Here is a 15,760-nt window from a genome sequence, read left to right on the forward strand (position 1 = left end):
TGCTTTTTGCTCGCGCTTACGGGCGATAAATGATCGCCGAGCCCCATGACAGGCCCACGCCAAAACCGCTCAGTGCAACTCGCTGCCAGTCGGAATCAAGCACGTGTTTTTCCAGCAGCAGCGGAATGCTCGACGACACGGTGTTGCCGGTCTCGACCATGTCCTTGATGAACTTCTCCGGTTCGCCTTCGAAGCGTCGCGCCACGGCGTCGACAATCGCCGCGCTGCCCTGGTGAATGCAGAATGCATCGATGTCATCGGCCTTGAGATTGGAATCGTCGAGCAGCTCGTGCAAGTGCGCCGGGACTTTCAGCAATGCGAAGTTGAACACCTGACGACCGTTCATGAAGAACACGCCGTTGCTGACTTTCAAGTGGGGTGCGCCGGAACCGTCGGTGCCGAACTTGGCCTTGCCCAGCGCCCAGGTCGGATTTTCGCCCATCCACGTAGCGGTGGCGGCATCGCCGAACAGCATGGTGGTGTTGCGGTCTTCAGGGTCAACGATTTTCGAATATGGGTCAGCAGTGATCAGCAGGCCGTTCTTCAGGCCGGCGGCTTCCATGAAGCCCTTGATCGCGTAGATGCCGTAAACATAACCGGAGCAGCCCAAAGAGATATCGAACGCTGCGACATTGGTCGGCAGGCCGAGTTTGTCCTGGACGATTGCTGCTGTGTGCGGCAAGCCTTCTTCGTCACCGTTCTGAGTGACGACAATCAAGGCGTCGATCGATTCACGCTTCAGTTCAGGATTGCTGGCAAACAGCGCATTGGCCGCTTCCACGCACAGATCGGAAGTTTCCTGCTCAGCGTCTTTGCGCGGCAGGAACGCCGAACCGATCTTGCCAAGGATGAACTCTTCATCCTTTTCGAATTTTGCACCTTGTGCGTAATTGTCCACGCCGGCTACAGGAACGTAGCTCGCAATGCTTTTTATGCCAATCATTACGGCTTCCCAATAAAAAACAGCCCAAAACCACCGCTCGCAAGGATTCGAGGGGCGCCGACAAACAGAAAACGGCCGCCACAACGGGCAGCCACGGGAAGCGCAAAGGGCTATCACTGGAACCGCAAAACGGGCCAGGCGCCATCTCCCCGGTCAATACAATACAGTGAAGATGCGCGTTATGACTCGCAGGTCACGCTATTTTGCCGAATCGATGGCAGATTGGCCTATTCGACCAGCGACCAGTCCAGCGGCGTACCGCGCTTGATCGCGGTGCGCGCACGGCTTCCGAGGACGGCTTCGGTGTGCTTGGGCGGCAGACCGAGGCCGGGGCGAATGGCGCGCAGATTGTCTCCGGTAAAGGCTTCACCGGCAGCCATGTCAGCGGTGACATACAGCGAGCGGCGATAGACCAGCGACTTGCGCTCGGCCTCGGTCGGACCGTACTGAACACGCCCCATCGCCTGCCAGGCTCGTTCGGTTTCGACGACCAGACTGGCCAGCTCCGCAGGCTCCAGGGAGAAACTCGCGTCCACGCCACCGGCGGAACGGTCGAGGGTGAAATGCTTCTCCACCACGGTCGCGCCCAGCGCCACCGCTGCCACCGACACGCCAACGCCCATCGAATGATCTGACAGCCCCACCTCGCATCCAAACAACTCACGCAGATGCGGGATCGTGCGCACGTTGCTGTTGAGGGGCGTGGCCGGATAGGTGCTGGTGCACTTGAGCAACACCAGATTCTTGCACCCGGCCTCGCGTGCGGCACGCACGGTCTCATCCAGTTCGGCGATGCTGGCCATGCCGGTGGAGATGATCAGTGGTTTGCCGGTCGCTGCCACTCGACGGATCAACGGCAGATCGGTGTTTTCGAAACTGGCGATCTTGTACGCCGGCACCTCGAGGCCTTCGAGAAAATCCACCGCGCTGTCATCGAACGGCGTCGAGAACGCGAGCATCCCCAACTCCTTGGCCCGAGCAAAAATCGGCGCGTGCCACTCCCACGGTGTGTGAGCTTTTTCGTAGAGATCGTAGAGCGACGTGCCGGCCCACAGACTGCCCGGATCCTTGATGAAGAATTCACCTTCAGCCAAATCCAGGGTCATGGTTTCGGCGGTGTAGGTTTGCAGCTTCAAGGCATGCGCCCCGGCCTTGGCCGCCGCCTCGACGATTTGCAGAGCGACGTCGAGAGACTGGTTATGGTTGCCGCTCATTTCGGCAATGATGAACGGCGGCGCATCGGCACCGATGGTGTGGTGGCCAATCTTGAAACTAGACATGCGGGTGATCCTTCAAAACACGGCTGAACGCGCAGGTTTCCTGGATGAACCCGGCGTCGCGGAAGACTTTCAATGAAGACTGATTGGCCGGCATGACCCGCGCAGTGATGCGTGTCAATTGTGGCCAGTGCGCAGCGACAAACGCCTCGCCACGGCTGAGCACTGCCCTGCCCCAACCGAGGCCGAAACGCCCCTCCAGCAGATAGATCGACACTTCGGCTTCAAACCCGCGCAAGTCGTAGCGCAGCACCCCGACCGGGCCGTCGTCCGCCTCGGCAATCAACAGCAACCGTTGCGGATTGCGCAGGGTCGCTGTCAGCCAGTTCAGATGCTGAGTCCAATCGATCACACCGGTTTCCAGCGACCAGCGCCGTACCGCTTCAGCATTGCGCCCATCGAACAGCAACTGCTCATCGTCCAGCGTCGCCGGGCGCAGTTTCAGCACCGCGCCGGCCAGCGCCGCCGCGACGCGTGCGGCACCGCGCCCGTCGACCAGTTGCCGCGAGCGCTCGGCAAGGCTGCGGCGTAGAAAATGATTGTTTACGACGAAGCCGACCGCATCACGCAACTGCTCGACGCTGACCTGCTCGCGGGCGCCCATGAACACATGCGCACCGGCAGCGGCCATGACTTCGCCGTTGGCCTGTTGATTGTTTGCCACTGCGATGCAGATGGTCGGCAAGCCCAACGCCGCGCGCTCCCAACTGGTGCCACCGCCAGCGCCGATAAACAGGTCGGCCTCAGTCATGCGCTGATGGAAATCACTGACGAAACTGTGCAGGCGCCAGTTCGGTCGCGTCTCGGCCAACGCTTGCATCTGCGTCCACGCCGGGTTGTCGGCGCCAGCGACGAAATCAACCTGCAATTCAGTGAAATCAGCCAAGGCGAGCATCGCGTGATGGGTCTGCCTCGCCGCGTCGAAACCGCCGAAATTCACCAGCACCCGGCTCGCCTTCGGTTTGATCTCGATGGCCTCGCAGTTGAATTCTTCGCGCAGCATGGCGTAGCGCGGGCCGAGCAAGGTGCGACAGCCTGGGGGCAGCAGCGGCGCGTAGTTTTCGCTAAGACCGGACAGATTCTGATTGAGCAGCAGATCGACGCTGTAGCGCCGCGTGGCCAGATCATCCACGGCGGCGATTCGGTGCGCCCAGCGCCGGGCAGCGGTTTGCCAGTGATGATCGAGGCCGTAATGGTCGGCGATGATCCAGTCGAACGGTGCCTGCCCGTCCAGCAGCAGGCCCAGTGCATCAATATCGAACTGCCACGGCAACATCGATTCGATAGCCTGCAGCGGGTCTTCATCACGATAGCGCTCGGGCAGCGCGAAGGTCTCGAAGCCGTCGGCATTCAGGGCATCCAGTCGATGCCCGGGCAAACGCCGACAGGCAAATGCGACATGACTGCCCTGCTGTTTCAGCACCCGCGCCAGGGTCAGGCAGCGGGCAATGTGGCCGCTGCCAATGGTTGGCGAGGCGTCGGCGCGGATCAGCACTCTCATTGCAGCTCTCCGCCGGCCTTGAGCGCGGCGTACAGGTATTCGGCGCGTTTCCAGTCCTCGGGGGTGTCGATGTCCTGGACCAGATGACGCGGCAGAATCACCGGCAGGCTGGCTGGCGAATACAGCACATCACCGCGCAACCACGCCGCGCTGCGGCCCCAGTAAAACTGCCCGGCATCCTGAAACGCCTCGGGCAAGTCCTGCGAACGAGTATTGCGAAACTCGGGATACAACGCCGTCAAGGCGCCGTCCCCGTCGACCGTCAGTGCACGCTGTACCGGAAACGCGAAATCGCAAACCGAGAACGCAAATGATCGATGCGGATGCTGCTCCAGCAACTCCAAACCCTGACGCAGATAACGTGCCTGCAACAGCGGCGCAGTGGCGTAAATGCAGCAAGCGAAATCGAAGGACGGCAACTGCTGCAGTGCGTGCACGATGACCGCCGCAGTGCCGGTGTAATCATCGGCAAGTTCCGCCGGGCGCATGAACGGTACCTGCGCACCGTGCGCCCTCGCGATGTCGGCAATCTCGGCATCGTCGGTGCTGACCACTACCTGCTCGAACAAACCTGATTCCAGCGCTGTGCGGATCGAGCGGACAATCATCGGCACGCCCTCGAACGGCAAGAGATTCTTGCGCGGGATACGCTTGCTGCCGCCACGGGCAGGGATGATTGCGACGTTGCTCAAGGGCGTTTTTCCAACAGGAACCAGGTGATGTCATCGGCCGGAAATTGCCGATCACGGTGATAGACGAAGCCATAGTCGAGCAGTTGCAAATCGGCATAGCGATCAAGCATTTCCCCGGCGAAATCGCGCTTGAACAGCTTGCCGCTGTTACCGCGGTAAGCGATTTCCATCGGTGCCGGATTGTAGTACTCGGCGATCAGGATGTAGCGCTGGCTCAGCTCGTACATCTGCGCATAGGCACGCGGCAACAGCTCGGGAGCCAGATGGATCAGCACGCCTTTGCTCAGTGTCAGATCGTAGCGGCGCTCGACAGGAAAATCGAACAACGAGCCGTGCCAGATTTGCGCGATGTCCAGCGCCTGCGCCTGCGCGCACGCGCTTTCGTTGATCTCGACACCGAACAGTTCGCAACGCGGCAATAACTGACGCAATGCCTGCAAATTGTTGCCGGCGTTGGTACCCAGCTCCAGCAGACTGTCGACGCGACCCGCGCGGCTCAGCGCTTTGGCGAAAAACCCTAGATTGCCCGCCACCAGCGCCTGGCCGACATTGCGCTCAACGTAATGGTTGCCGAACTCACCCTGCCAGAATCTTTCCTGCTCGCTCAGATCGCGCATACACAGTCTCGTCTACCGCCGCAGCGGTCATCGTTCGGTCAGTCGGCGCAGTTGCTCGACTACATGATCCTGCTGCTCATCAGTCAGCAAGGGGAACAGCGGCAGGCTGATCGCCTCGGCGTAATAGCGCTCGGCCTCGGGGAAATCACCCTCGGCAAACCCCAGATCCCGATAGTAAGGCTGCAAATGCACGGGAATGTAGTGCAGATTCACGCCGATACCGGCTGCGCGCAAACCTTCAAACACCTGACGATGACTGAGGCTGATGCGCTCGGTCTGCAAGCGAATCACATACAAGTGCCAGGCCGACTCCGCCTCTTCCTGCGGGCTCGGCAACGTCATCGGCAAATACGCCAGCAAGCGATCATAGCGCGCCGCCAATTCCCGGCGACGCGCGACAAACTCATCCAGTTTGCCCAGTTGCGACAGGCCCAGCGCCGCTTGCAGATCGGTGATCCGATAATTGAAACCCAGCTCGATCTGCTGGTAATACCACGCCCCGTGGCTCGGCTCGGTCATGTGCTCGGGATCGCGGGTCATGCCGTGGCTGCGCAGGCGTCGCAGACGTTCGGCCAGCACCGGGCGATTGGTCAGGATCATGCCGCCTTCGGCGCTGGTGATGATTTTCACCGGGTGAAAACTGAACACCGTCATTGCCGCAAATTCGCCACAACCCACCGGGCGCCCGGCGTAGCTCGCGCCCACTGCGTGGGAGGCGTCTTCGATCACGGTGAAGTTGTAGCGCTCGGCCAGTTCGGCGATGCGCCGCATGTCACAGCTCTGCCCGGAGAACGCGACGGCGACCAGGACTTTCGGCAGCGTGCCGTCGCGTTCGGCCTGTTCCAGCTTGGCTTCAAGGGCAAAGGCATCGAGGTTCCAGGTCAATGGATCGATGTCGATGAAATCAACCTCGGCGCCGCAATAGCGCCCGCAGTTGGCCGAAGCCAGAAACGTATTCGGCGAGGTCCACAAGCGATCGCCCGGCCCCAGGTCAGCGGCCAGACAAGCAATGTGCAGCGCCGCCGTGGCATTGCACACCGCCACGGCGAAATCGGCCTGACAGCGCTCGGCCATGGCCTGCTCGAAGCGTTCGATGGTCGGCCCCTGGGTCAGCCAGTCCGACTGCAAAACGCCGACCACCGCATCGATGTCCGCCTGATCAAGGCTCTGCCGACCGTAAGGAATCATACCGACAGCTTCGCGTGCAGATCGGCGATCTGCCCCACTGAAAGGAAATGCGGGTTGGTGTCCGAGCGATACTCGAAATCCTCGCCCACGGCACGGCCACGTTCACCGAGTTTATCGACCGCGAAATCGACGTCGACGCTGGTAAAACGAATCGACGGCTGAATCGTGTAATGGTCTTCAAACTCAAGGGTCATGCGCGCATCGTCCAGCGGCACCATCAGCTCATGCAGCTTCTCGCCGGGACGAATGCCGACGTTCTTGTGCGGCAGATGCTCGGCCATGCCGCGCGCCAGATCGACGATGCGGATCGACGGGATCTTCGGCACGAACACTTCACCGCCGTGCATGCGGGCGAAGCTGTCGAGGACGAACTGCACGCCGTGGTCGAGAGTGATCCAGAACCGCGTCATGCGCTCGTCGGTGATCGGCAATTCCTGCGCGCCGTCAGCAATCAGCTTGCTGAAAAACGGCACTACAGAGCCGCGCGAACCGGCGACATTGCCATAGCGCACCACGGCGAAACGGGTCTGCTGCTCGCCGGCAATATTGTTGGCTGCGACGAACAGTTTGTCCGAAAGCAACTTGGTCGCGCCGTACAGATTGATCGGGCTGGCCGCCTTGTCGGTGGACAGCGCGACGACTTTCTTCACACCGTTATCGATCGCTGCGGCGATGATGTTTTCCGCGCCGTTGACGTTGGTGCGAATGCATTCGGTCGGGTTGTACTCCGCCGCCGGCACCTGCTTCAACGCGGCGGCATGCACCACGTAATCGATGCCGCGCATCGCCTGACGCAAGCGCTCGGCATCGCGTACATCACCGATGAAATAACGCATGCACGGTGCATTGAAGGTCTGCTGCATTTCGTATTGCTTGAGCTCGTCGCGGGAGAACACCACCACACGCTTGGGCTGGTATTGCTCCAGCAAGCGACGGATGAAATTGCGGCCGAACGAGCCGGTGCCGCCGGAGATGAAAATCGATTGTCCGTTGAACATGTTGTAGTTCCTGTCGGCCTGCTCAGGCGAGCAACTGCGCCCAATTGATCGAGGCGTTTTCGCCCAGAGTGAAACCTTTGCCGCTCAGGGCCAGGTTGGCGTTGTACGCCGGATCCTGGGCAAAGGCGTCGGGCCATTTTTCACGCAATGCCGCCAATGCCGCTGGCGCCTGTGGCAGCTCGCCGGTGTGCAGCACCTGCACCAGTGGCGTCCACACGGTGAGGTAACCGGCCTGACCGGCCTTCAGGCACAGATCGACATCGGCATAGCCGTCAGCGAAGGTCGCTTCGTCGAGGCCGCCAAGGGCATTGAACAGCTCTTTGCCAACCATCAGGCACACCCTGGAGACGGCCGAATAATTCTGCTCGACAACCAGCCGCTGCATGTAGCCCACGGCCTTGTGTTGCTCGCCGATGAAAGGCGAACCCACGCCTTCGTTCAGACCAAGAATCAGACCGGCATTGGCGACTTTGCCATCGCGATCGACGAGTTTGGCGCCGACGATGCCGACCTCAGGACGCTGGGCATGGTTGAGCAGCGAATCGATCCAGTTCGGGTTGACCACTTCGCTGTCCGCGGCCAGCAGCACCAGGTATTCACCTTGCGCCTGCTCACTGGCGGCGTTGAACAAGGCGACTTCGCTCAGCGGCTGGTCGGCACGCAGTACATTGACCTTGGCGTGGCGCAGCGTTCCCAGCCAGTCGTTGACCGCTGCCGACTGCTTGCCGTTGGCTGCCAGCAGCACTTCGTAGCGGCTGTAACGGGTTTTGAGCAGCACGCCCTCCAGGCAGCGGCGCAGTGCCGGCAAATCATCGATGACCGGCACAATGATCGAAACCAGTGGCTGCTCAGTGTGGCGATAATCGATCTGCCAGGTGCCCGGCGCCGCCGAAGTGACTTTGGCCTTGTAGCCGCGATTGCCCAAGTGACGCAGCAACGCCTGACGCTCGTGGGCGTTTTCTTCCAGAGGCGCCTGCTCGGTGATCAGCAGCGGCTCGTCGAGATGCGCGAGACCGTCAAGTCCGCCCTGTTCGATGATGCGCAGCAACAGATCGAATTCCAGCGCCTTGCTGAAGTCGGCCTGATAACCGCCAGCGTCAAGCAGCACCTGGCGACGGATCAACCAATGCCGCGCCATCAGCGACGGCACGCTTTGCAGCAGATCCAGGTTGAAACCGGGGCGGAATACGTCGACCAGTGCGCCGTTTTCCTTGCGCTGGATTTCATCGGTGGCGACCGCACGCACACTCTCGGCACCCATCAGTTCAAGGCTGGCGCGCAACAGGCCGCTAGCGGTGAACTCATCACCGGCCTGAGCCAACATCAACCAGTCGCTTGGCGACTGCTGAGCGCTCTGGTTGAGTTTGTCGACGAGATTGCCGGGCGTGACACGGACAAAGTGCAGGGTGTTCTGCGCAGTGGTCGCTGCCGGCGCTTCACCAGTGGTGAACACGACAATCCTGAACGCTTTGCAGTGCCCCTCGACCAGGCTGTCGAGCGACACCTGCAACTTGTCGATGTCGTTGTCCAGATCAAGCAGGAAGATACCGAACTGCTGACCACCACCTTCGGCAGCCACGTGTTGGCTGATCGACTCGAGCTGCTCGATGGCAGGCGCACGTGCAGCCAGCCAATTCAACAAACGTCCCGATTGCATCTTGTCGAACGTGACCTGATGATCGTCGACCGTCAGCGCCTCGAGGCGGGCGACCCATTCATGCATGGCTTGTGCCGCCGTCTCGTCACCGAGCACTTGCAGCTGCGCAGCCAGACGCTTGGCAACCACCTGGTTGAACGCATTCAGATCATGCGCCTGCCACAACCGGTCGACCACGCTCTCCGGCGTATCGTTATTGCGCGCCTGGAGCAGATGCGCCTGACGCGTCCAAATGCCTTCCAGCCCTTCCAACTGGAGGCGACCCGCCGGCAGGGTGTGCATCATGAATTCAAACTGTTCCAGAAGGTCGAAAAACGTCTGGTTGTAGAACGGCATCTCAACGTACTGCAGTGGGCCGAAGCGCCGATCAGGCCGCCGCAATTGCTGATTCCAGGTCGACTCGAAAATCAACTCGGCAGTCAGCGCCCGGCGGACCGCCAGACTCTCGGCCATCGCCGCAAAACTCTCCAGAACAAATGCCTTGGCCTGCCCTGCATCGAGGTTCTGGATACCGGTCGGCAGCGAGACGAGGAATTCGGCAAACGCCTCTCGTTCGGCGACCGACTTGCCATCAACATAGGTCAGCGAGTGATACACGTCGGTATTGTGTTCGGAAACGCAGTAGTTGATCTCGCGTACCACATAGGGAATCGGCAGGATCCGTGCCTTGGCGCTCGCCAGCAGGAAATACACATGCCCGATTTCCTGCCATTGGAAATTGGTCCCCGGCGGCAATGACGAGTGCCAGGTTTTCATCAGGTCGGTACGGGTCACCGCGTAGAACGGCGGGATGTACTGACTCATGTAGTCAATGACGCGATCCTGCGCCCGCTCGGACGAATAGTCTTCCTGAACCTTCTTGTCGCGGCGGTAGTAGTTCACGCCATCGGCCTTCGCCAGGTACATCAGGCAATAGCCGTGGCACATGCCATAGTCACGATTGGCCTGAAGAAAGCCGACAGACTCGCAGAGCGAATCGAACACAATGAAATCGTCATCCGCCGCCAGCACCATGTATGGCGTGCTCAGTTGCTCGACGCCATAGGCCAGTTTGGCCTGCATCCCCCAGTAGGCGAATTGCGGTACATGATGATAATCGACGGAGGAGAAATCGCCTTCCGGACGTTCCGGCGTGGAATCCAGCACCATGATTCGGCAGGGCAAGCTGCTGTAATACTTCACCGCACGGCGCAGGAACGCCGGCCGATTGTGAGTAATCAGCACCACCGTCAACAACTCGTTGAGCGGTAGCGTCAGTTCAGAACTGTACTTGCCTTGCATAACTTCTCTCCACAACCGGCGACTCGCCGAAACAACGCTGGGTAATGTTGCGAATTAACGAACGCGGCGCAGATAACCGTCCGGCGCCACGGTGATCAGCAGTTTGTTCTGCATCTGCCGATCGATCTCGAAATCCTTGTTCTCTTCCAGGTATTTCCACACGGCGGTTTTCGGGTTATCGCCATGACCCCACGGGCGATCCGGAAAAAAGTCCGCCGGCATGTCTTCAACCACGGTGTCCATCACCACGCAGTAGCTGCCCACCGAAACCAGCGGCGCGTACAAGCGCAGCTCCTCGAGTACGTGGTCGTGGGTATGGTTGGAATCGAGGACCAGAATCACTTTCTTGCCCTCGGCAATTGCACGGACTTTCTGCGCGGTCGCCTCGTCGATACTCGAACCTTCGATCATCTGGATGCGCTTGGCCATCGGGTGGCTTTCGATGGCTTCACGGTTGTGCGGGCGAATGTCGAGGTCGATGCCCAGCACTTCGCCGTGGCCCTGCAGCTCCAACAGCGAGGCGTAATAGATGATCGAACCGCCGTGGGCAATGCCGCATTCAATGACCAGGTCCGGTTTGACCTGCCAGATGATCTCTTGCATGGCCATCATGTCTTGCGGCAACTGGATGATCGGACGGCCCATCCAGGAGAAGTGGTAGCTGTACTTATGGCGGGCCGATTCGTTGAAGAAATCCCGGGCCAGTGCTACCACTTTCTGGTCCTCACCCTGGCGCGCGATCTCTTGTTGGCATTCGGCTTCGAAGGCTTTGTGGATGTTGTTTTCGGTCATCTTAATAATCTCAAGGGTCACTGAAACGAAGCGCTGTCGACGGCGTGATAGACGTAGCGTGCGCCAGTCATCCGCTTGATTTCTTCGAGGTAGTTGGAATTCATCACAAACAGATGGGCGCCTGCAGGCAGCGCATCCATGGCCTCTTGCGGCGAGGACACCCGCACGCCACTGAGGGGCAGGTAACGGCCCTGCTTGGCCGGGTTGATGTCGACGACGCGATCTACCGCCACGCCGGCGCGCTGCAAGGCCAATGAATAAATCACGCCCTTGGACGAAGCGCCCCAAATGGCCGAGCCCTGTGCGGGCGCGGATTGAATGATCTGCACGGCGCGATCGAGACTGGCGGTAAAGGTGTTCGACAGCTTCAGCAACGACGGCGTCTCGACCGGCGCCCGTTGCAGCGTCGAGAGATCGGCAACGATGTACAGGTATTGGCCACCGAACAGATGCCCGGCCTCGAGCACGGTGCCGAACATTGCGCGCAAGTCGGCGAGACGGAAGTAATTGACGTGCTCATAGAACACGTCGAACCAGGCATTGTGCTCGACGATCCAGTCAAAGCACGGCACTTCGATATAAATCTGCCCGCCCTGATTGGCTGCAGCCATTTGCGCGAGAAATGCCAACGGATCGCTGATGTGCTCCAACACATGGCGCAACACAATCGCATCCGCTGCCAACCCCAGCTCGCGGGTGAAGGGTGCCTTGATCACGTCAGGATTGTCACCTTCATACGAAGGGTCGATCCCGGTAATGGCGTAATCTTTGCCCCGCAGCATCTCAAGGAAATAACCTTTGCCGCAGCCGACCTCAATCAGGGTCTGGCCCTTGAAGTGCCGGGCGAGGATCGCTTCGACGGCATTGAGGTGCGCCTGAAACTGCACCGAGTGCGCCTGTTCGTTCTGATAGTCGGCGTCATAGCTCAGCTTGTCGGCATCGAAGGCCTGGTTGAAGATCAACCCGCTTTGGCTGTCCTGTACCAGAACAATGTCTGCAGACCCAGAGGCCCGCGCCTCTTCGGCGCTGGCAAACGTGCGGTTCTGCAATACCGGCAGTCCGGTCGCGCGATAAAGCTCATGCAGCATGTTCTTGCCCCTTCAGTTGCGAGATTCGCTGAGCATCACCCCAGAACGCCATGGGCTCATGGGCGGAATAACCGTAATGGCCCAGGTTCAACTTGATCGTCGACTGGCGTTCGCGGACACGCTGTTCAACCAGCGCGCGTACGGAAATCGGCTGGCCGCTGCAGCAGTTGGTGACGCCGTCGACATCAGGCCGGCCGATCAGCGAAGCCAATTGCGCGGCCGCCTCGGTAATCTGCAGATAATCACGCAGCTGGTCGCCCATCGACATATTGAACTGCGCCTCACCGCCATCGATGGCGCGGTCGAGGCTGGCCAGCAGGCTGTTGCTGTTCTGCCCTTCGCCATAAAGGTAAAACAACCGCGCCCATTGCAGGGTGAACGCCTGCTCGCGCTGCAATGCTTCAAGGAACAGGCGCAAGGTGTGCTTGGCCAGACCGTAAGGCGTGCAAGGCTGGGGCAAGACCGACTCGGCCAACGGGCCGCTTTGCAAGCCGTATTCAAAGCAAGTCCCGGTGACCAGCACCTGGCTCACCCCTGCCACGACCGCACGCTTGAGAAACGCGTAATCGGCCGGCAGGTTGCGTTCGAAATGAAACAGCGCCTGATAGTTAGGCAAGCCGCTCCAGGCCAGATGCGCGACGACATCCACGCCATCAACCAAGCGCTCGACATCAAAGTCTGGCGCATGCAGATCGGCGGCGACAAATTCCACCTGCGCGAACCACGGCAAACTGCGAGCCGAGTCGAGGGTGCGCGCAACCGCACGCACTTTGAAGCCTTTGGAAAGCAAAGCGCTGACCAAGTGGCGACCGACGAAGCCGGTGGCGCCAGTGACCAGCACAGTGGTGGTGGTCGCCGTCAAAGCTCGACTCCCTGAAACTGTTTGTCGAGCAGCGGATGACTGGAATCCTTGGCTGACAAATTCTTGACGGGCAGCGGCCATGAGATCGCGAGTGCCGGATCAAGGGCCGACAAACCCGCTTCATGCTCCGGTGCGTAATCGGCATCGGTGAGGTACAGCACTTCCGATTCATCGGTCAGTGACTGGAAGCCGTGGGCAAAACCGGCGGGAATCAAAAAACTGAGGCCATCATCGGCGCGCAGTTCTTGCGCATGCCACTGCAAATACGTTGGCGATTGCGGCCGCAGGTCGACCGCCACATCCCAGACCGCGCCACGCACACAAGTGATCAGCTTGGATTCGGCATAACCGGCTTTCTGAAAATGCAGACCGCGTACGCTACCTTGGCCCAACGTGCGCGAATGATTGATCTGGCGGATCGCAAAAGGACGTCCCTGGACGGTCAGACGACTCTGGCAGAACAGCCGGGCGAACCGCCCGCGCTCATCGCAGAAGACTTTCTGCTGGATGAGGTACAGGCCCTCCAATGGCGTTTTCTGCAGGGTGTAATCGCTCATGAACGCTCTCTGTACAAATTCAATTGGTTCAAGGTAACGGCGCGCATGTCATCGCCGTGTTGCCACGCCAGATGCCAGCCAAGCGTCTGCGTCAGGCATTGTTCCAGCGTCCAGCGCGGTTTCCATCCAAGCACCTGCCGCGCGCGGCTGCTGTCCAGACGCAGCAGACCGGCTTCGTGCAGCTCACTCGGTTCGATGCGCAGACCGCGGGCCTGCGGCCAACGGTTGGCGAGCAGTTCGACCACTTCACCGACGCTGCACATGTCGGCCTCACCGGGACCGAAGTTCCACGCACCGGCGTATTCCGGGCCGTACTCGTAGAGAGCAGCAGCCAGTTGCAGATATCCGGCCAGCGGCTCCAGCGCGTGCTGCCACGGGCGCACCGCTTGCGGGTAACGCAGGATCACTGGCTCGTCGGCGGTCCAGGCTTTCAGTACGTCGGGAATCAGTCGTTCTGGCGCAAAATCACCACCGCCCAGCACATTGCCGGCGCGTGCGGTAGCCAGGGCCAGACCGTGTTCGGCATGTTTGTCCACCGGGAAGAACGACGCGGCATAGGACTGCGCGAGCAATTCGCAGCAAGCTTTGCTGCTGCTGTAAGGATCGTGGCCACCGAGGGCTTCATCTTCGCGGTACGGCCACAGCCATTCCTTGTTGGCGTAGACCTTGTCGGTGGTGACCAGCACACAGGCGCGCACGCCGCCGACCTGACGAATCGCTTCTAGCAGGTTCAGCGTACCCATGACATTGCTTGAATAGGTGCCGAGTGGATCGCGATAGCCCTCGCGCACCAGAGGCTGGGCCGCCAGATGCAGGACTATTTCCGGCTCGGTCTCGGCGATGATTTCCAGCAAGGCGCCGAGGTCACGCAGATCGCCGCGTTGATCATTGATGCCTTCGTGAACGCGCGCCAGTTCGAACAGGCTTGGCTCGGTCGACGGATCCAGAGAAAAACCGCTGACTTGCGCACCAAGGCTTTGCAGCCACAGGGTCAGCCAACTGCCTTTGAATCCAGTGTGTCCGGTGACCAGGACGCGTTTGCCACGCCAGAACTCCGCACTCAGGCCCATTGCTTCCATGGGGCCTCCCCGCTCTGCCACAGCGCTTCGAGATGGTTCTTGTCACGCAGGGTGTCCATCGGCTGCCAAAAGCCGGAATGTTCGTAGGCATGCAGCTGTTCCAACTCAGCCAGTTGCATCAACGGCTCGGCTTCCCAACTGGTCGCATCGCCGGCGATGTAAGGCAGCACCTGCGGTGACAGGACGAAAAAACCGCCATTGATCCAGCCGCCGTCACCTCGCGGCTTCTCGGTGAAGCCCATGACTTGGTGGCCTGTGCGTTGCAACGCACCGTAACGGCCTGGAGGCTGCACGGCCGTAACGGTCGCGAGCTTGCCGTGCGCTTCATGAAAACGGATCAAAGCGCCGATATCGATATCCGAGACGCCGTCGCCGTAGGTAAAACAAAAGGCTTTCTCGTCCTTGAGATAAGGCGCAGTGCGCAAGAGCCGGCCACCGGTCATGGTTTCTTCGCCGGTGTCGACCAGCGTGACGCTCCACGGCTCGCTGTAATTCTGGTGCACCTCCATGCGGTTCTCGCGCATGTTGAAGGTGACGTCGGAGGTGTGCAGGAAATAGTTGGCGAAGAAGTCCTTGATCGCATAGCCCTTGTAGCCCAGGCAGATGACGAAGTCGTGGATTCCATGGGCGGAATACTGCTTCATGATGTGCCAGAGAATTGGCTTGCCGCCGATCTCGATCATCGGCTTGGGCTTGAGGTGCGACTCTTCACTGATCCGCGTGCCGAGGCCACCCGCCAAAATTACTGCCTTCATCGTCTCCCCTCTTGTTCTTCACCGGGCTGCGCATGGCTTTGTTGAGCGTTGCGGGCCTTGCGGCGACACCTTTTGCCGTTCCGGGCGCAAGTGCAATGACCGCAAGCGCTCGTTTTATGGCGATTTGAGGGGGACTTGCAGGAAACGCGCCAGCTTCAAAATCATTGACAACGAGGAACAACAGGCCGGAGCAAAAAAAAAAAGCCCCTCACCCTAGCCCTCTCCCGGAGGGAGAGGGGACTGACCGCAGTGGATGCGAGCGCTATGCCGACCTGAAATACCGAGTCGAACACAAATTCTGAAAAGCCCAAAGATCGGCTCCCTCTCCAGGGGGAGAGGGCTGGGGTGAGGGGCAAATCCACCGAAATCCCAAGCCATGCGACGCTTCTAACCACTCAACAATGAGCGCCAGCTCGAGTGCTCTTGATCTTGCGTCACCCGCTACATCGGAAGGCTGAGTGGAGGGATTGATC

At 60.1% G+C, this 15,760-nt stretch carries 14 protein-coding genes; all 14 read right to left on the reverse strand.

Features of this window, described 5'->3' with window-relative positions:
• Positions 1 to 16: 16 nt before the first annotated feature.
• The 14 genes from D8U70_RS19885 to rfbF all read right to left on the reverse strand — a co-directional run bounded on the left by D8U70_RS19885 (position 17) and on the right by rfbF (position 15,287).
• Positions 17 to 943 (reverse strand): ketoacyl-ACP synthase III, encoded by a 927-nt coding sequence (locus tag D8U70_RS19885; protein ID WP_016771093.1) that lies wholly within the window; start codon positions 941 to 943, stop codon positions 17 to 19.
• Between the two features lie 227 nt (positions 944 to 1,170).
• The gene (pseI, locus tag D8U70_RS19890) at positions 1,171 to 2,223 is read right to left on the reverse strand and encodes a pseudaminic acid synthase (RefSeq protein ID WP_130929570.1); all 1,053 of its coding nucleotides are present in this window, start codon (positions 2,221 to 2,223) and stop codon (positions 1,171 to 1,173) included.
• Positions 2,216 to 3,721 carry a UDP-2,4-diacetamido-2,4,6-trideoxy-beta-L-altropyranose hydrolase gene (gene pseG / locus D8U70_RS19895; RefSeq protein WP_130929571.1) on the reverse strand — a complete coding sequence of 502 codons (1,506 nt, stop codon included), beginning with the start codon at positions 3,719 to 3,721 and terminating at the stop codon, positions 2,216 to 2,218. The genes pseI and pseG overlap by 8 nt, the downstream gene beginning before the upstream one ends.
• A complete protein-coding gene (gene pseF, locus D8U70_RS19900; RefSeq protein WP_130929572.1) occupies positions 3,718 to 4,413 on the reverse strand; it encodes a pseudaminic acid cytidylyltransferase in 696 nt (231 codons plus the stop codon). Before pseF ends, pseG begins: the two co-directional genes overlap by 4 nt.
• On the reverse strand, positions 4,410 to 5,030 hold the full coding sequence (locus tag D8U70_RS19905; RefSeq protein ID WP_122611588.1) for a pseudaminic acid biosynthesis-associated methylase: 621 nt from the start codon (positions 5,028 to 5,030) through the stop codon (positions 4,410 to 4,412). The genes pseF and D8U70_RS19905 overlap by 4 nt, the downstream gene beginning before the upstream one ends.
• Before the next feature lie 27 nt (positions 5,031 to 5,057).
• Entirely contained in the window at positions 5,058 to 6,218 is a 1,161-nt protein-coding gene (pseC, locus tag D8U70_RS19910; RefSeq protein ID WP_130929573.1) for a UDP-4-amino-4,6-dideoxy-N-acetyl-beta-L-altrosamine transaminase, read from the reverse strand.
• Complete coding sequence (pseB, locus tag D8U70_RS19915) at positions 6,215 to 7,216, reverse strand: UDP-N-acetylglucosamine 4,6-dehydratase (inverting) (RefSeq protein WP_130901151.1); 1,002 nt, start codon at positions 7,214 to 7,216, stop codon at positions 6,215 to 6,217. Before pseB ends, pseC begins: the two co-directional genes overlap by 4 nt.
• Before the next feature lie 22 nt (positions 7,217 to 7,238).
• On the reverse strand, positions 7,239 to 10,154 hold the full coding sequence (locus tag D8U70_RS19920; RefSeq protein WP_130929574.1) for a TIGR00180 family glycosyltransferase: 2,916 nt from the start codon (positions 10,152 to 10,154) through the stop codon (positions 7,239 to 7,241).
• A gap of 54 nt (positions 10,155 to 10,208) precedes the next feature.
• Positions 10,209 to 10,946, reverse strand: coding sequence for a cephalosporin hydroxylase family protein (locus tag D8U70_RS19925; RefSeq protein WP_125925352.1), 738 nt, complete (start codon positions 10,944 to 10,946; stop codon positions 10,209 to 10,211).
• A gap of 17 nt (positions 10,947 to 10,963) precedes the next feature.
• Positions 10,964 to 12,034 (reverse strand): class I SAM-dependent methyltransferase, encoded by a 1,071-nt coding sequence (locus tag D8U70_RS19930; protein ID WP_130929575.1) that lies wholly within the window; start codon positions 12,032 to 12,034, stop codon positions 10,964 to 10,966.
• Complete coding sequence (locus tag D8U70_RS19935) at positions 12,024 to 12,896, reverse strand: NAD(P)-dependent oxidoreductase (protein ID WP_241089665.1); 873 nt, start codon at positions 12,894 to 12,896, stop codon at positions 12,024 to 12,026. The genes D8U70_RS19930 and D8U70_RS19935 overlap by 11 nt, the downstream gene beginning before the upstream one ends.
• Positions 12,893 to 13,453, reverse strand: coding sequence for a dTDP-4-dehydrorhamnose 3,5-epimerase (gene rfbC / locus D8U70_RS19940; protein ID WP_073472805.1), 561 nt, complete (start codon positions 13,451 to 13,453; stop codon positions 12,893 to 12,895). Before rfbC ends, D8U70_RS19935 begins: the two co-directional genes overlap by 4 nt.
• Entirely contained in the window at positions 13,450 to 14,532 is a 1,083-nt protein-coding gene (gene rfbG, locus D8U70_RS19945; RefSeq protein WP_073472807.1) for a CDP-glucose 4,6-dehydratase, read from the reverse strand. Before rfbG ends, rfbC begins: the two co-directional genes overlap by 4 nt.
• Complete coding sequence (gene rfbF, locus D8U70_RS19950) at positions 14,514 to 15,287, reverse strand: glucose-1-phosphate cytidylyltransferase (RefSeq protein WP_039761130.1); 774 nt, start codon at positions 15,285 to 15,287, stop codon at positions 14,514 to 14,516. The genes rfbG and rfbF overlap by 19 nt, the downstream gene beginning before the upstream one ends.
• Between the last annotated feature and the right edge of the window lie 473 nt (positions 15,288 to 15,760).

The organism is Pseudomonas sp. Sample_20 (assembly GCF_004307585.1).
In the GTDB taxonomy this organism is placed as follows: Bacteria; Pseudomonadota; Gammaproteobacteria; order Pseudomonadales; family Pseudomonadaceae; genus Aquipseudomonas; species Aquipseudomonas atacamensis.